The sequence below is a fragment of the Kitasatospora misakiensis genome, from assembly GCF_042656005.1.
Taxonomy (GTDB): domain Bacteria; phylum Actinomycetota; class Actinomycetes; order Streptomycetales; family Streptomycetaceae; genus Kitasatospora; species Kitasatospora misakiensis.
In genome coordinates this window covers 21,919-37,290 of the sequence record NZ_JBHSOF010000066.1, presented here as the reverse complement: position 1 = coordinate 37,290, position 15,372 = coordinate 21,919, and the positions used below count along the sequence as shown (strand labels likewise).

Annotated in this window: 14 protein-coding genes; 3 read left to right on the top strand and 11 right to left on the bottom strand. The window is 70.7% G+C overall.

The window, feature by feature from the left end; genetic code table 11:
- On the bottom strand, positions 1–2,716 hold a 2,716-nt coding region (locus ACFP3U_RS32890; RefSeq protein ID WP_380229417.1), incomplete at its 3' end, for a non-ribosomal peptide synthetase.
- A gap of 403 nt (positions 2,717–3,119) precedes the next feature.
- Between ACFP3U_RS32890 and ACFP3U_RS32885 the strand changes: the two genes are divergently transcribed.
- Positions 3,120–4,340: a glycosyltransferase gene (locus ACFP3U_RS32885; RefSeq protein ID WP_380229416.1), complete on the top strand. Its 1,221-nt coding sequence runs from the start codon at positions 3,120–3,122 to the stop codon at positions 4,338–4,340.
- A 6-nt stretch (positions 4,341–4,346) separates the two neighbouring features.
- On the opposite strand, the gene ACFP3U_RS32880 is transcribed toward ACFP3U_RS32885, so the two are convergent.
- From ACFP3U_RS32880 to ACFP3U_RS32850, 7 genes are all read right to left on the bottom strand, one after another.
- A complete protein-coding gene (locus tag ACFP3U_RS32880) occupies positions 4,347–5,609 on the bottom strand; it encodes a hypothetical protein (protein WP_380229415.1) in 1,263 nt (420 codons plus the stop codon).
- Between the two features lie 130 nt (positions 5,610–5,739).
- The gene (locus ACFP3U_RS32875) at positions 5,740–6,354 is read right to left on the bottom strand and encodes a hypothetical protein (protein ID WP_380229414.1); all 615 of its coding nucleotides are present in this window, start codon (positions 6,352–6,354) and stop codon (positions 5,740–5,742) included.
- Positions 6,355–6,391: 37 nt separating this feature from the next.
- Positions 6,392–7,696, bottom strand: a complete 1,305-nt coding sequence (locus ACFP3U_RS32870; RefSeq protein WP_380229413.1) for a chymotrypsin family serine protease — start codon at positions 7,694–7,696, stop codon at positions 6,392–6,394.
- Between the two features lie 474 nt (positions 7,697–8,170).
- A complete protein-coding gene (locus ACFP3U_RS32865) occupies positions 8,171–8,380 on the bottom strand; it encodes a hypothetical protein (protein WP_380229412.1) in 210 nt (69 codons plus the stop codon).
- Between the two features lie 107 nt (positions 8,381–8,487).
- The gene (locus tag ACFP3U_RS32860; RefSeq protein WP_380229411.1) at positions 8,488–8,679 is read right to left on the bottom strand and encodes a DUF397 domain-containing protein; all 192 of its coding nucleotides are present in this window, start codon (positions 8,677–8,679) and stop codon (positions 8,488–8,490) included.
- Positions 8,680–8,757: 78 nt separating this feature from the next.
- The gene (locus ACFP3U_RS32855; RefSeq protein WP_380229410.1) at positions 8,758–8,949 is read right to left on the bottom strand and encodes a DUF397 domain-containing protein; all 192 of its coding nucleotides are present in this window, start codon (positions 8,947–8,949) and stop codon (positions 8,758–8,760) included.
- The gene (locus ACFP3U_RS32850) at positions 8,942–9,805 is read right to left on the bottom strand and encodes a helix-turn-helix domain-containing protein (protein WP_380229409.1); all 864 of its coding nucleotides are present in this window, start codon (positions 9,803–9,805) and stop codon (positions 8,942–8,944) included. Before ACFP3U_RS32850 ends, ACFP3U_RS32855 begins: the two co-directional genes overlap by 8 nt.
- Before the next feature lie 251 nt (positions 9,806–10,056).
- Here ACFP3U_RS32850 and ACFP3U_RS32845 point away from each other — a divergent pair, with 251 nt between their 5' ends.
- A complete protein-coding gene (locus ACFP3U_RS32845; RefSeq protein WP_380229408.1) occupies positions 10,057–10,320 on the top strand; it encodes an ATP-binding protein in 264 nt (87 codons plus the stop codon).
- Positions 10,321–10,457: 137 nt separating this feature from the next.
- Here ACFP3U_RS32845 and ACFP3U_RS32840 read toward each other — a convergent pair whose 3' ends face one another.
- The 3 genes from ACFP3U_RS32840 to ACFP3U_RS32830 all read right to left on the bottom strand — a co-directional run bounded on the left by ACFP3U_RS32840 (position 10,458) and on the right by ACFP3U_RS32830 (position 14,849).
- Positions 10,458–11,306: a hypothetical protein gene (locus ACFP3U_RS32840; protein WP_380229407.1), complete on the bottom strand. Its 849-nt coding sequence runs from the start codon at positions 11,304–11,306 to the stop codon at positions 10,458–10,460.
- A 229-nt stretch (positions 11,307–11,535) separates the two neighbouring features.
- Positions 11,536–14,100, bottom strand: coding sequence for an FtsX-like permease family protein (locus ACFP3U_RS32835; RefSeq protein WP_380229406.1), 2,565 nt, complete (start codon positions 14,098–14,100; stop codon positions 11,536–11,538).
- A complete protein-coding gene (locus ACFP3U_RS32830) occupies positions 14,094–14,849 on the bottom strand; it encodes an ABC transporter ATP-binding protein (protein ID WP_380229405.1) in 756 nt (251 codons plus the stop codon). Before ACFP3U_RS32830 ends, ACFP3U_RS32835 begins: the two co-directional genes overlap by 7 nt.
- Positions 14,850–15,131: 282 nt before the next feature.
- Between ACFP3U_RS32830 and ACFP3U_RS32825 the strand changes: the two genes are divergently transcribed.
- Positions 15,132–15,368, top strand: a complete 237-nt coding sequence (locus ACFP3U_RS32825; RefSeq protein WP_380229404.1) for an MbtH family protein — start codon at positions 15,132–15,134, stop codon at positions 15,366–15,368.
- The last annotated feature ends 4 nt before the right edge of the window (positions 15,369–15,372 follow it).

Genomic DNA, 15,372 nt, shown 5'->3' with positions numbered 1-15,372 from the left:
CCCGGTCCGCACCCGGAGCCTCCAGACGACCGTGGTACACCACACCCGTGTGGAACGACTCCTCCACCGTGAGCATGCCCAGCACCTTCAGGTGCGCCGCCAGCAGCACACTCTTCAGCGAGGTCCGGGCCAGCCCGGCGAGCCGCCGCAGCCCCTCCTCCAGGTCGCCGTACGGCACCCGGAGGCCGTGGTTCTCCGCCGCGCCCGCCGGGTCGCCCCAGGTGGACGGGAGGGCGGTGGGCGCGTGCCGGTCCAGCACGTCCTGCCAGAAGGCCTGGTCGCCGGGGTCGGCGAGTGAGGCCTGTTCGGCGGCGATGAAGTCGGCGAAGCGGACGGACGGTTCGGCGTGCGGTGCGGGCTCGCCGCCGTCCCGGAGCGCGCGGTAGCAGTCGAGCAGCTCCATCAGCAGCGAGTTGAGCGACCAGCCGTCCGCGATGGCGTGCTGGTAGCCGACGGTGAGGCGCCAGGCGTCGTCCGCCTCGATGTGCACGGTGACCCGCAGCAGCGGCGCGTCGGCCGGTTCGAAGCCGGCGGCGTGCTCGGCCTCGACGAAGGTCCGGGTCAGTTCGGCCTGCCGCTCCGCCGCCAGCCCGCGGACGTCGTGGACGGCGAGCGGGATCGCCGCTCGGGCGTGGACCAGTTGGAGCGGCTGCGCGTAGCCGGTGAGCGCCACCGAGGTGCGCAGGATGTCGTGGCGGGCGCCGACGGTGGCGAGGGCCGCGCGCAGTGCCTCGGCGGAGAACGGCCGACTGTCCGGGATCCGGAAGGAGTTGATGTTCTGGTAGACGCGCTCGTCGCCCGAGGCCAGCATCTCGACGAGCATGCCGGTCTGCACCTGCGACAGCGGGTACGCGTCCACCACGCCTGCGGGGAGCCGGTCCCGGTCGCGCTCGCCGATGAGGGCGAACGGCGTGACGGCCTCGATCAGCGAGTGTCCGGACTCGCGCCCGGTGAGCCGCTCGGCGAGGGTGGCGACGGTGCGGTGCTCGAAGACGTCGGGGATCGACACGTCGTACCCGGCCTCGCGCAGCGCGCCGACCAGGCGGACGGCGCGGATGGAGTCGCCGCCGAGGTCGAAGAAGCTGTCCTCGGCGCTGACCCGCGGGAGTTCGAGCACCTCGGACCAGACGGCGGCGAGCCGTTCCTCGACGGGGGTGCGCGGGGCGACGTACCGCTCCGCGGCGAAGGCGGCCAGGTCGGGGGCCGGGAGGGCGCGGTGATCGACCTTGCCGCTGTTGGTGAGCGGGACCCGGTCGATGGTGACGAAGGCGGCCGGGACCATGTACTCGGGCAGGCCGGTGGCCAGGTGGGCGCGGAGTCCGGCCGGTTCGGGGGCGGCGTCGCCGTCCGTCGGGACGAGGTAGCCGACCAGGGACTTCTCCCCGGTGTCGGTCTCGCGGACGGTCACCACGGCCTCGCGGATGCCGGGGTGGGTGGTCAGGGCGGCCTCGATCTCGCCGAGTTCGATGCGGTAGCCGCGGATCTTGACCTGGTTGTCGATCCGGCCGAGGCATTCGAGGGTGCCGTCGGGTAGGACCCGGGCGAGGTCGCCGGTGCGGTAGAGGCGGGAGCCGGGCGGGCCGTACGGGTTGGGGACGAAGCTGTCGGCGGTGAGGCCGGGGCGGCCGAGGTAGCCGCGGGCGAGTCCGTGGCCGTCGATGTGGAGCTGGCCGGTGACGCCGTCGGGCACCCGGCGGAGGTCCTCGGTGAGGACGTAGGTGCCGGTGTTGGCGAGGGGGCGGCCGATGGAGACGGTGGCGGCGTTCTCCGGGATCTCCCAGAAGGTGGACCAGATGGTGGTCTCGGTGGGGCCGTAGACGTTGACCAGTCGCTGGACCTTGTTCTGCAGGTCGGCGGCGAGCTGGACGGTGACCGGTTCGCCGCCGGCGAGCGCGGTGACGGCGTAGTTGTCGAAGCCCGCGGCGAGCAGCAGGCGCCAGCCGGACGGGGTGGCCTGGACGTGGGTGACGCGGTGGGTGTCGGCCAGCTTGATCAGCGCGGCGGCGTCCTTGGCCTCGGCGTCGGAGGCGAGGACGACGCGGCCGCCGGTGGTGAGCGGCAGGTGCAGTTCGAGGCCGGAGATGTCGAAGGAGATCGACGTGGAGGCCAGCCAGGTGGCGCGGCGGGCGGGGGCGATCGACTCGCGGACGGAGCTCAGCAGGTTGTGCAGGGCGCCGTGGCTGATCATCACGCCCTTGGGGCGACCGGTGGAGCCGGAGGTGTAGAGGACGTAGGCGAGTTCGTCCGGGTGGGTGGCCTCGGCCGGCTCGTCGGCGTCCACGGGCTCCTCGGGTGCGTCGGCGGCCTCTTCCGCGTCCAGCAGCAGGCGGGTGCCGGTGAAGCCCTCGGTGCGGGCGAGGTGCGTGGACTGGGTGACCAGGAGCGGCGCCCCGGCGTCGGCGAGCATGTAGCCGATGCGGTCGGCGGGCAGTGCCGGGTCGAGCGGTAGGTAGGCCGCGCCGGTCTGCCAGATGCCGTACAGGGCGGGGAGCAGATCGGGGCCCCGGTCGAGGCACGCGCCGACGATGTCGCCGGGGCGGACGCCGGCGGCGCGCAGGCGGGCGGCGATCAGGCGGGCCCGGTCGTGGACGTCCTGGTACGACAGCTGCACGTCGCCGGTGATCACGGCGACCGCCTGCGGCCTGGCCGCGCTCCGAGCCGCGAACAGCTCGCCGGTGAGTGCGTGGTTGCTCGCTTCGAGGCGCGATCCTGGCACGGGGACTTGCTCCACTTCGGCGGATGGTGGGTGCGGTGGGGTCCGCGTCGGACGGCGCGGGGCCCGGGCGTCAGTGCGCGGCGTCGACGTTCGGCTCGGCCATGGCCGGGTCCCCGATCAGTTGAGGCAGTGGGCACGGGCGGAGCGCACAACCGGCCGCGCTCCCGCACGAGGGGAAGGGGTGTCCCGGGTGCGTGACGGCGAGGCGGATGGTCCGCACGCTCGCACGTGAGGTGTGCAAGGAGTCTCCGCAGGCCCGCTATAGGCGCTCTATACGGAGGACGGCGAGCTGTCCGTCGGCGCGGGAAGCCGGCGGGGCCTCGTCCACTTCGTTCATACCGGACAGCGCCACGCACTCCGTTGGACGAGCCGGACCGTGGCCCCAGGGGGGAGAATCGGCTTCATGCGTGTTCTGATCATTACCGCCGGTTCACGGGGAGACGTCGCGCCGTACACGGGGCTGGGGCGGAGGTTGCAGGAGGCGGGGCATGAGGTCGTGGTGGCCGCCCATCCGGCGTTCGAGGCGCTGATCGGCGGGTGCGGCCTCGGGTTCCGGGCGGTGCCGGGGGATCCGCAGGCGCTGATCCGGGACTGGGCCCGGGCGGGGTCGCGCGAGGAGATTCAGGCGCTGACGCGGGCGTACGCGGACGGGCTCGCCGACGGGGTGGCGCAGGCCGTGGGGGGTGGCGTCGATGTGCTGCTCACGGCCTTCGGTCCGGCGTCGCTGGCCCGGGTGGCAGGGGAGGCGCTCGGCATTCCCGTGATCGGAACCTACCTCGTACCGTCCGTCCCCACCGGGGAGTTCGCGCTGCCGAGCGCGCGCGGCGACCTCGACGGGCCGGAGGGCAGGCTCGCCGCGGGGCAGGATGTGGTGCGGCGGGCGGAAGGCGTCTTCTCGGGTGCTGCGAGCCGGCTGCGGTCGCACTTCGGGCTCCCCGTCGAGGCGCCCTCGGCGTCGTCGGACGTCCGGCCGGTCTTCCACGGCTTCAGCCCGTCGGTGCTGCCGCGCCCCGACGACTGGCCGTCCTGGGTCGGCGCGGCCGGCTACTGGTGGCCCGCCCGGCCGGACGGCTGGCAGCCGCCGGCCGACCTGGTCGACTTCCTCCGGGCCGGTCCGCCCCCGGTGTTCATCGGCTTCGGCAGCATGGCGGTGGGGGAAGGGGAGCGGCTGAGCGAACTGGTGGCCGGGGCGGTGAAGCGGGCCGGTGTGCGGGCCGTGCTGCAGGCCGGATGGGCCGACCTCGGCGGCTTCGGCGGCTCCGGCGACGTCCTGGCGGTCGGGGACGTCCCGCACGACTGGCTGTTTCCGCGCACCGCCGCCGTCGTCCACCACGCCGGTGCGGGGACGACGGCCGCCGCACTGCGAGCCGGGGTGCCCGCCGTGCCCGTTCCGGTCATGGCCGACCAGCCGTTCTGGGCTGCCCGGCTGTGCGAGCTGGGCGTGGCTCCCCGGTCCCTGCCCTTCCAGGACCTCACCGCAGAAGCCCTCGGCGCCGCCATCTCGGACAGCCTCGCCGACCCGTCCTACCGCCACCGCGCCACCGAACTCGCCCACGCCATCGCCACGGAGGACGGCGCGGCGGCGGTCCTCGCTCACCTCGACTCGGGGCTTGCGGAGGCTTGATCGGGCTCAGAAGAGGTCGGCGAGGCGTTGCCAGCAGGGGGTGGGGGCGGGGGCCGGCTGTGCCGTGGTGACGGGGACGAAGGTGGTCTCGATGGGGGTGTCCCAGGTGAGCAGGGTGGCCGGGAACCAGGTGACCGGTTTGGTGTCGTCGCGGGCGTTGGCCCAGGTGGCGACGCGGGCGGCGGTGGTGCGGTCGGGGAGCAGGCCGTGGTTGTCGGTGGTGATGCCGAGCTCGCGGACGGCGTCGTCGTGGAGGTCGTTGCAGAGCCAGGTGTGCAGGATGCCGGCGTCGTAACCGAGCACCTCCCAGCCCAGGGCGCGGCCGCCCTCGGTCGGCTCGGGGGTGGGGTCGGGGCCGTCGAGGTGGGCGAGCAGGACCGGTTCGTGGGTCTCCGCCTCGCGGATGTCGGTGACGAACGCGTCGACGTGGTCACCGGGGACGAGCAGGGCGAAGAGCCGGGCGTCGGTGGGGATGTCGATCACGGCGCAGGCTGCCAGGGCCTCGGCCGGGGTGTCGAACCAGCAGCCGTCCTGCGGGAGCCGGTCGATCAGGCAGTCGGAGGCGGTGGTCAGCAGCTCGTTGTGAGGCATCCCGGAGCCGTTCAGGGGCTCCGGCGCGGCGACGAAGTAGCCCGCGAGGACGGGGTCCGCAGTGCGGGGAGGGCCGGGTCTGCGGGATCGGAGCAGTTCGGGGCGGGCTTCGCCGGGGAGCGGCGAACGGCCCTCCGCGAGGTGGAAGAGGTAGCCGCGGAGGTACTCGTTCAGGCCGCCGTCGAGGTGGCTGAGGTAGCTGCGCAGCCCCTGCGCCGCGTCCCGGTAGTGCTCCCGGTACTGGCCGCGGACCCGTGACCAGCGGTCGGAGGTCGTGATCGCCCACTCGCGCACCCGACCGCGCTCCTGCCACCACTCGCGCACGGAGGCGTCGGTCCAGTGCTCGTCGCCGTCCATGGCGAAGCCGCCGTGGCCGAAGAAGCAGCCGTTGACGAGGTCGTAGGTCTGTGCGGCGTCGGTCGGCTGGCGGTAGACGAACTCCTGCCCGTCCAGCGGTCCGAACTCGTCGTCGTAAGCGATGTGGAACGGTGCGTCGAGCCGCCCCATCTGCATGCTGTCGGTGTCCGCCCCGTAGAAAGGCCCGGGGACGTTGCGCCAGTTGCGCCCTTCCCAGACCCCGCCGAACTGGTCGAGCGACGGGTGCTCGACGAGCAGCCGTCGGGCGGTGGGCAGCGGATCCCAGTAGCCGCCGGATATGGGGGTGGTCCCGTCGTCCATGGGGCCGGTCCGTTCTGTGGTGCTGTGCTGGTGTGCCTGGCTCCCAGTGATATCAGAGGTGGCGGGCATGACGGCCGGAGTGGGAAGTCGGCGGGTTCGACTTCCCACTCCGGCCGCAGCGGTGGCCCGGTCACTTCATCGGGGCGCCCATCGTGGCGGTGGCGTCAAGGTTGTGGATCGGGAGGCTCTCCTCGTAGGAGACGCGGATGTCGCCGACCAGCTTGGCGACGGCGTCCTTCAGGTCCTTCGAGGTGGTGCCCGCCTTGGTGGTAGCGATCTTGATGCCGGAGCCGTCCGGGAACATGGCGGCGGAGTAGACGGGGGCTGGGAGTTTGTTTGACTCCGCCGCTTCTCCGATCAGTTTGATCGCGGGGTCGACGATGCCTCGGGAGTACTGGCACTTCCGGATCGCAGTGTAGGAGGTCTCGATGCCTGGGTGCGTCTTCGAGGCCGCTTCGACGAGGGAACGTGCCCGGCCCTCGTCGGTCGCGAACAGGATCACGTGTCGTCCGGCCGGGTCGAGTTGGAGCGCGCCAAAGGTGTCCTTGAACTCCGCCCGTCCCTGTTCGCCCAGTGCCGACTCCAGGTTTTGCAGGGCGGAGTACGTAATGGGATCGATCGGTGCCTGGGGAGACTCGGGAACCCCGTCGCTGGTACTCGACAGTGATCCACTACCGCATGAGCTGAGCAGGAGGCTCATGAGCAGCCCTGCCGACCAAGCGGCCGCCGAGCGTTGCCATTTCACGTCAACTCATCCGTTCTGCCGACTGATTCGGGATCATTCAAGCATGGTAGGGGGAAAGGCTCAGCCCGACTTCCCTGAAGTAGTCCTTGATTTCGGTCCAGCAAACGTTCTTGGTGTCCGAGCCGGCCGAGACACTTCCTCGGGCCTGGCGAGTACCACCACTGAAGGCGAACACCAGAGCGCCACTGTCTCCGTGATCAGCGGCCCAGTTGTCGGCGTGCCCACAGACTCCGCGGGAGGTGTGCTGCAAACCGTCCCACCAGTAGGGGTTGCTTGTCCTCCAGCTGGTGTCATCGTTGGTGACCTTGATGCCGCACGGCACACCATGGCCGGAGTAGTAGGACGTAATGCCGTCCTGGCACACCCAATCGCCGTTGTAACTGTAGGCAACACCTTCCACCCGGTACCACTGGCCCGGGACGTTGTCCGCTTCGTCAGATGTTGCCCCGATTCCTCCACTGGTCCCTGTGTAGATCGCTTCCATGTCCCATTGGGGAGAGACGTTGGTGACGGTTCCGATGCGATTACCTGTCCATTGATGCGCCAGGTCGTGATACGGATAGGCGTTTCCGTAGACCTCCCAGCCATCGGGGAAGCAGTGAGCAGCGGTGAGGATGAAGTCGCCGGTTCCTATGCCTGCGACGGCTCCCGTCGTGCATTGATGGCCGTTGACTCCCACGTAGTCTCCGGCGATGAATGGCTGCTCATCGTTCCAGCGCCATTCAAGGCTCTCCAGCGCTTCGCCCGCTTCAAAGGAGATGGGGATACGAGCCCCTGCGGCGGTCCGGTATTGCATGGCCTCGGACTTTGCGACGGCAGTGGCAGCGTTGACCTTGTCCGTGACAACCTTGAGGCCGCTGGAGTCGGGATTCAATGATACGGAGTGGACCGAGTGCAGAAGTTTCTGTGAATCGGAGTCCGCCATGACCTGGTCCCGCGCTGCGGCGAGGTCCTTTCGGGAGTAGTTCGCTTTCGCGAGCCTGATCACCGACGTATCGATTGAGGGTGAGGACTTCTTGGCATCAGCGATGAGGCGGTTCGCTTTTGAGATATCCGTCACATAAAGCACGACGTGCCCCTTGGGGGCATCGATGGTGAGTGACCCATAGATGCCGGAGTGGGTCGATCGACCCTGGTCCCCCAGTGCGTTTGCCACTGCTCGAAGCGGTTCGAGGATCTTTGTCTGCCGGGCGGGATCCAGGTGTGCGAACTGCTGGTCCGTGAGATCAGGTTCAGTGGCCGGTGAAATCCCTGTGGTTACTGCGGCCGTCAGTGCCGTTGCTGCAATAGCAATTATTGCGCGTCGAATCATGGAGCCCCCTTGATCGAATTTGCGCCGCACGCCGTGGAGTGAGTTGGTATCAGCCGTGCGACAGTCCCCGAGGGCATTCTGGCAGATCGTTCACTGTTGGGCCGCTGAGATGCTGATTTCTGGCCTTTGATTTGCCCCTTTTGAGATGATCCGTCGGTTAATTCTGGAGCTCTGGCGCGTCCGAGCGATCGCGGGGAGTTGGCATGGTTCTTTTATCGGCTTAATGTCGACTTCGTGGCAATTGGGACTAAGATGAGGTTCGCGAGATATTGTTGGTCAATGTGAATTGGGGCGAATCGGGCCTCCTTGAAGGTTGTGCGGGTAGGTGCGGAATCCGGCGGAAAATTCCTGATTGGTAATAGAAGACCTTTTGGGGTGCAGTGAACCTGGTGCGCGTGTGCTGGCATGAGCGTGCCGCTCGCTCGGGTCGAGCGAGGGGCACTGAGTAAGAGGTTGCCGCGGCCACGGTCGGGGTGAGCCGCGGCATGGGGCCGGCGGCGGCGGTCAGGCCTTGCGAATGTAGTAGCCGGTGCCGCTGCCGTAGCAGCTGTTGGTGCTGTAGGAGCCCGTGACGATCCAGCCCGCCGGGAGGGGGGAGAAGGAGCACACCGAGGCGGTGGTCTGGGTGGTGATCTTGGAGATGCTGTAGCCGACGCCGGTGCCGACGCAGCTGTTGGTGCTGTAGGACCAGGTCACGACCCAGTTGGGCGGCATCGGCGTGAAGGAGCAGACGCTGGCAGTGGTGGAGTTTGGGAACGGATTCAGGGCCCGATCGGCATGGTTGCGCCCCCTCGCTCGGGTCGAGCGAGGGGCCAGCGAGATCAGGCGTGGTGGTCGAGTTCGCCGGCCTTGATGGTGTGGAGGAGGTCGGCGAAGGTGGCGGCGGTGGTGTGGAGGATGATGTCGCTGTCGTCGGATTCACGGACTTCGATCAGCCCGTCCACGGTTCGGACCTCCACGCAGGCGTCACTTGAGCAGCTGAAGGAAGACTTCTGCCAGTCCTGGTCAGGCACGGCGACCTCCGCGTTCTGGGTGGGATGGGTGGTTGCTGTTGTGGCGCCTCGCTCGGTTCGAGCGAGGCGCCACCGGGGTCAGGCGTGGTGGTCGAGGGCGTCGGCTTTGATGGTGCGGAGGAGGTCGGCGAAGGCGGTAGAGGTGGTGCGGATTACGACATCGCCATCGTCGGACTCTCGGAGTTCAATCAGCGCCTCCGAAGTGCGCACTTCAACGCAGTCGTCGTGAGAGCCGCTGCGACTTGACTTCTGCCAGGTGCTGTTAGTCATGGTTGTTCTTCACTTCTTTTCTCACGGACTGAATGAATTCCCGTGACTCGTCTGCCGAAAGAGCGATGGAGCCCATCCGGGCGAGGATGGCCCGGAACCTTGCGACGTGGACCGGTGTTTCGATTCGCCGGATCCCGAAGCCTGTGTCGCTCTGCACTGTGTCGAGCTCCGGGATCGGGCCATCGGCGTAGGTGAAGTTGTCAATGGGGCTTGGCAGGCCCACGGCGTCGAACGGGATGACCCGAATGGTGATGCCGGGCACTTCGGAGTCCTCGACGAGAGCGTCGAGTTGGTCGGCGCGGACCTGCTGGCCGCTGAACTGCATCCGCAGCGCCGCTTCATGGATGAACGCCGAGTACTTCGTTTCGCCGGATCGGACGGTGTGCTGGCGTTGGATTCTGAAGGCCGTTCTGAGGTCGATATCGCGCCGAGGAATGGGCGGATACGCCTGCGAGAAGACAGCAGCGGCGTAGCCGGCCGTCTGAAGTAGGCCAGGGATGAGCGTGATGGTGTAGGTCGCGAGCGCGCGAGCATGGCCCTCCAACTCGGCGACCTCAAGGAAGTTCTCGGAGAGCGTGCCCCGGTACGACTCCCACCAGCCGGCTTTGCCCCGTTCGGTGATGATGTCGGCGAGGGCGTCGATCAGCGGCTGATTGGTGCACATGCAGGCGGCCGCGATGGTCTGCAAGCGGTCGACGCTGATGCCGATCTTCCCTGCCTCCATCTGCGTCACCTGGGCCGGGTTCATCCCGACGAGGCGGCCGAGTTGGCTGCCGCCGAAGCCGGCCTGCTCGCGCATTCTGCGGAGCTCTGCGCCCAGCCTGAGCTGGCGAAGGGTGGGGTTCGGTCGTGCCATGGGGTCCCTCCCGGCCGGGTGTTCACAGTCTGCCGCGCCAGTTGGAGGTGGGTCCATCTACGGCCGGAGTTACCACGATAGGGGGGAACATCTCGGTTCCATGGATAATTTCCCATGCTTCTGAGATATGGTCCCGTCAGCTCGAGCCGACGGATCGTCAACAACGCCTGCTCCAAGTGGCGGTAGGTGCCTGCTGTCCACTTTCGGCGTACTTTCCTCCCCCCTTCCTGCCCCTCCCCTGGAGGTTCGCCATGCGTGCCTGCAACCCGCCCGACTGCTCCGCCGTCCGGGCCGAACTCCGCTCCCTCCTCCACACCGCCGGGTGGCGGCCGGACAGCATCGCCGACGCCGAACTCGCCTTCCAGGAACTCTTCGTCAACGCCTGGCAGCACGGCGGCTGCCCCGCCCCGGCCGTCCGACAACCACAGGCCCCACGGCCGCCGCCGCATCCCCCACTGACAGTGACCTCGGGTCCTCAACGGGATCTGTCGGCCTCGTCCGGGAACCGCTCGTGAGCATCCGCCGACTCGGCACCCACTTCGACACCACATCCCGGCTGTTGCCCGGCCCGGGTCATGCCGCCGTGCCCCTCGCTCGGGTCGAGTGAGGGGCACGGGGCTGGTGGGCCCCGGTGGGGGCCGGTGGCGGTGGGTCAGGCCTTGCGAATGGTGTAGGCGTAGCCGCTGCCCGCGCAGCCGCTGGTGCTGTAGGAGCCGGTGACCACCCAGCCGGAGGGGATGGGGGAGAACGAGCACACGGTGGCCGAGGTCTGGGTGGTGATCTTGGCGAGGGTGTAGGCGTAGCCCGTGCCCGCGCAGCCGCTGGTGGCGTAGGAGCTGGTGACGACCCAGCCGGTGGGGATGGGCGAGAACGAGCAGACCGTGGCGCTGCTCAGGTTGGCGGTGTTGGCGAGGGTGTAGGCGTAGCCGGTGCCCGCGCAGCCGCTGGTGCTGTAGGAGCTCGTGGCGACCCAGCCGGTGGGGATGGGGGAGAAGGAGCAGACGGTGGCGTTGCTCAGGTTGGCGGTGTTGGCGAGGGTGTAGGCGTAGCCGGTGCCCGCGCAGCCGCTGGTGCTGTAGGAGCTGGTGACGACCCAGCCGGTGGGGATCGGGGAGAACGAGCACACGGTGGCCGAGGTCTGGGTGGTGATCTTGGCGAGGGTGTAGGCGTAGCCGGTGCCCGCGCAGCCGCTGGTGGCGTAGGAGCTGGTGACCACCCAGCCGGCCGGGATGGGGGAGAACGAACAGACCGTGGCGTTGCTCAGCGTGCTGGTATCGGTGATGGTGTAGGCGTAGCCCGTGCCCGGACAACCGCTGGTGCTGTAGGAGCTGGTCACGACCCAGCCGGACGGGATGGGCGAGTTGGAACATATCGTCGCGCTGGCGGTTGTCCGCTGCGGGGTCGCCTGAGCCTGGGCGGTGGCGGCGGTCATCAGCCCCAGCAGCATCAGCACGGCCGTCAGCAGGTGCGGGACGCGGCTTCGTAAGGTCTTGAGTGTCATTTCTGGATCCCCTCGGTGCTCCGCGGCCACACTGGTGCAGCCGCGGTGGGCGATTCGCGCACTTTTTGTGCACGTCGGCTGTGATGCTGTCAGAGCCGTTGCAGCCGCACCAGGGTGCCGAGGTTCGCGGCCCGGCGGGGAAGGGGAGCACGCAGGAGCAGGAAGGGGCCGGAGTGGGAATGTCGACCGCCTCGACTTCCCACTCCGGCCCCGGTCCCGGGTGGATCGTTCAGCCGGCCTCGCCGGCGATGCCGGCCAGGATGCTGCGGCCGTCGCCGCCGCGCAGGGCGAGGGCGGCGGGGACGACGGCGGCCGCCAGGCCGATGACGGCGCAGCCGGCGAGCAGCTCGCCGACGGTGGACCAGGGCACCACCGCGGGCGTCGGGCCGACCAGTTGGCGCAGGGCCGCCCAGGAGCCGCCGATGCTGATGGCCGAGGCGATCGCGCCGACCAGGGCGCCGGCGCCGACGCACAGCAGGGTTTCGGTGGCGACGGCGCGCAGGACCTGGCCGCGGGTGGCTCCCGCCAGGCGGAGCATGGCGAGTTCGCGCCGGCGGTCGCCGAGGGTCATCACCAGGGTGTTGGCGAGCGCCACCAGGGCGTAGAGGACCGACAGGCCGAGGATCATCAGCATGCCGTTCTTGGAGCTCTCCTGGTTGGCGTCGGTCGCCGCCGCGGACACCTCGTCCGGGGTGCTGATCCGGGCGCCGAGGCCGGCGACCGCGCTCTGCAGGGCGGCGGAGGCCGTCGCGCGGTCGGTGCCGGGGGCGAGCCTGACGAGGATGCGGGAGGGGAGGGTGCTGCCGGCCGGGTTGTCGGAGGCGTCCAGGTAGGCCTGGGTGCTGTCCGCGCCGGCCTGGAGGACGGCCGCGACCTTGAACTGCTTGCGCGTCCCGTCGGCGAGCCAGGCGCTGACCTCGCCACCGGCGTGCGGGTTGCCCGGCCAGACGGTGTTGACGATGATCGAGCCGGGCCCGAGGTCGGCCGCCGAGCCGCTGACGACCGGGAGTTCGGCGACCGTGGCCAGGCCGGCCGCGTCGACCGCCGCCGCCTGGAGGGAGAGGGCGCTCGGACCCTGCTCCTCCGCGTACACGGCGGTCGGGGTGGAGACCACGGCGGTGATGCCCGGGACGGCCCGCACCCGGTCGACCAGGGCCTTGCTGAGGCCCGGCGTGCCGGCCGGGGAGACCACCCAGTCGGCGTGCGACAGCTGCCGCCCGACCGCGCTGACCTGCGCCGCGTTGATCGTCCCGATGGTGCCGAGCAGGCAGCCCGCCAGGCTGACCACGATGACCACCGGGGTCGTCGTGGCCGCCGTGCGGCGGAAGGCGGTGAGGGCGCTCTGGCGGGCCGTCGACCAGACGGCGCCGCCCACCTCGTCCGCGTCGTCCGCCGGGCCCGAGGCGGCGCGGGACAGCCGGGCGGGCAGGGCCGTCACCAGCCGGATCACCGGCCCGGCGAGCACGCCGGCGAGGGTCACGAACGCCCCGACGACGACCAGCACCAGCGAGGCCGAGGCGGCGGCGTTGGACCCGGCCTCCGGCTGCATGGTCGCGGTGCCGCTGACGGCCACCACGCCCGCCGCCAGGGCCAGCCCGCCGACCGTCCAGCGGAACACGTTCGCCGCCCGCGGGCTGCGCTCGACGGCCGCCTCGCGCAGCGCCTCGCCGGGGCTGATCAGTCCGGCGCGGACGGAGGAGACGACCACGCCGACGACCGCGGTGACCAGGCCGATGACGGCCGCGGTGGCCAGCGCCCAGCCGGCGATCGGCACGGTGAAGTCCGCGCTGACGATCTTGTGGTCGACCAGCCAGCTCCGGCAGAGCGGGGCGCCGACCAGGCCAAGCCCGCAGCCCGCCGCCGAGGCGAGCACGCCCACCAGCACGGCCTCGGCGTGGATGAGCCGGCGCAGCTGGCGGCGGGTGGAGCCGATCAGCCGGAGCAGCGCCAGCTCGCGGCGCCGCTGGGCGACGGACAGGGCGAAGGTCCCCGCGACCACGAACACCGCGACGAAGCCGGCGACCCCGGCGGCCAGGCCCAGCGGCGTGTCCACGTTGTCCATCTGGCTGAGCAGGAAGGCGTGGTGCGGATCGGCGGTCGCCCGCTCCTTGCCGGTCAGCACGGCGGCCCGCTCCGGGCCCCGGCCGCCGGCCTCGGCGACCGCCTGCCGCACGGCCTCGGCCGGGCCGTAGGCGGCCAGGGCGCCTACGGCGGGGGAGATCCGGGCGGCCTCGGCGTCGGTGAAGAACACCGCGTGCTCGAACGGCACCGCCTCGGTCACGCCGGAGACGGTGACCTCGCGCGGCCCGTCGGCGGTCAGCAGCGGCAGGGTGCGGCCGACCAGGCCGGCGTCACCGCCGCCGACCACGACCTGCCCGGCGGCGGCCGGGGCGGCGCCCGCGGTCAGCCGGTAGCCGCCGGCCTCGGCGGCCGACCAGCCGCGCCCGACCTGCTCGGCGGGGCCGCCGGCGAGCTGGGCGTAGAAGGTGTGGTCCTCGACCACCCGGCCGGTCCGGGCGACGGCGGCGACCACCGCGGCGGAGAGGCCGGGCTGCTGGGCGACCGGGGTGCTCTGGATCTGCCCGGAGTCGTCGGCGAGGTCGATGCCGGTGTCGGGCACCACCACGGCGGGCGCGCCGGACCAGCGCTGCTGCGCGAGGTCGGCGACCCCGGCGGTGGCGCCGATCACCAGCATCGCCGTGGCCATCAGGCCGACGCCGAGGGCGAGCGCGACGAAGGTCCCGACGAAGGACGTCCAGCGGATCCGGAGGGTGGAGAGGGCGACGCTCAGCACGCCAGGGCCTCCAGGCTCGTCATCCGGGCGGCGACCTGCTCGGCCGTCGGGTCGTCGATCGAGCCGGCCAGGTGGCCGTCGGTCAGGAAGACCACGCGGTCCGCGTAGGAGGCCGAGACCGGGTCGTGGGTGACCATGACGACGGCCCGCCCGGGGTCGTCCGCCAGGCCGCGGAGCAGGGCGAGCACCTCGCGGCCGCTCCTGGTGTCCAGCGCGCCGGTCGGCTCGTCGGCGAGGACGACCGCGGGGCGGCTGATCAGGGCGCGGGCGATGGCGACCCGCTGCTGCTGACCGCCCGACAGCTCGCCGGGGCGGTGGCCGGCCCGCTCGGCCAGGCCGACGGAGGCCAGCGCGGCCAGCACCTCGGCCTTGCCGGGCCGGCGGCCGGCGAGCTTCGGCGGCAGCGCGACGTTCTGCGCCGCGGTGAGTGAGGGGAGCAGGTTGAAGGACTGGAAGACGAAGCCGATCCGCTCCCGGCGGAGCACCGTCAGCTCCTTGTCCTTGAGGCCGCCCAGCTCGGTGCCGTCGACCAGCACCTGGCCGTCGTCGATGCCCTCCAGGCCGGCCGCGGCGCGCAGCAGCGTGGACTTGCCGGAGCCGGACGGGCCCATGATGGCGGTGAAGGTGCCGCGCGGGAAGCCGAGGCTCACCTCGTCGAGGCCGACGACGGGCTCGGGGCCGGAGCGGTAGGTCTTGGAAACGGAGCGGAGTTCGACGGCGAATTCCGAGCCGCGGGCTGTGGCGGTCATGGCAGCAAGTCAACCTTCCGGCCCGTCGGGCGGGCAATGAAGTGGAGTTCGGTTTTCGGGGTGTAGTCAGCTACACCCCGGGACTGCGGCAAACGGCAGTCGGACGGTGCGGAGGGCCCCGGACCGGACCTCGCCGGAACACCGCCCGCCCGGTCCCGAGCCTCGCCCGCGGACGTATAGAGCACCTATAGCGGGCGTCCCCAGACTCGCTCCGTATCAAGGGCACGTGTGCGGGCCGACCGCCCCGTGCGACATCAGCCTCAAGTGATCGGGGATCCGGCCGTGGCCGAGCTGAACGTTGACACGCAGACCTACCTCGTCGTCCTCAACGACGAGGAGCAGTACTCGATCTGGTGGGCCGACCGGGCGCTCCCGGCGGGCTGGCACGGTGAGGGCTTCGCCGGCACCAAGGAGGAGTGCCTGGCCCGGATCGGCGAGGTGTGGACCGACATGCGCCCGCTGAGCCTGCGCCTGCGGATGGCCGAGGCCGCCGCCGCGACCGAGACCCTCGCCGGCTGACCGC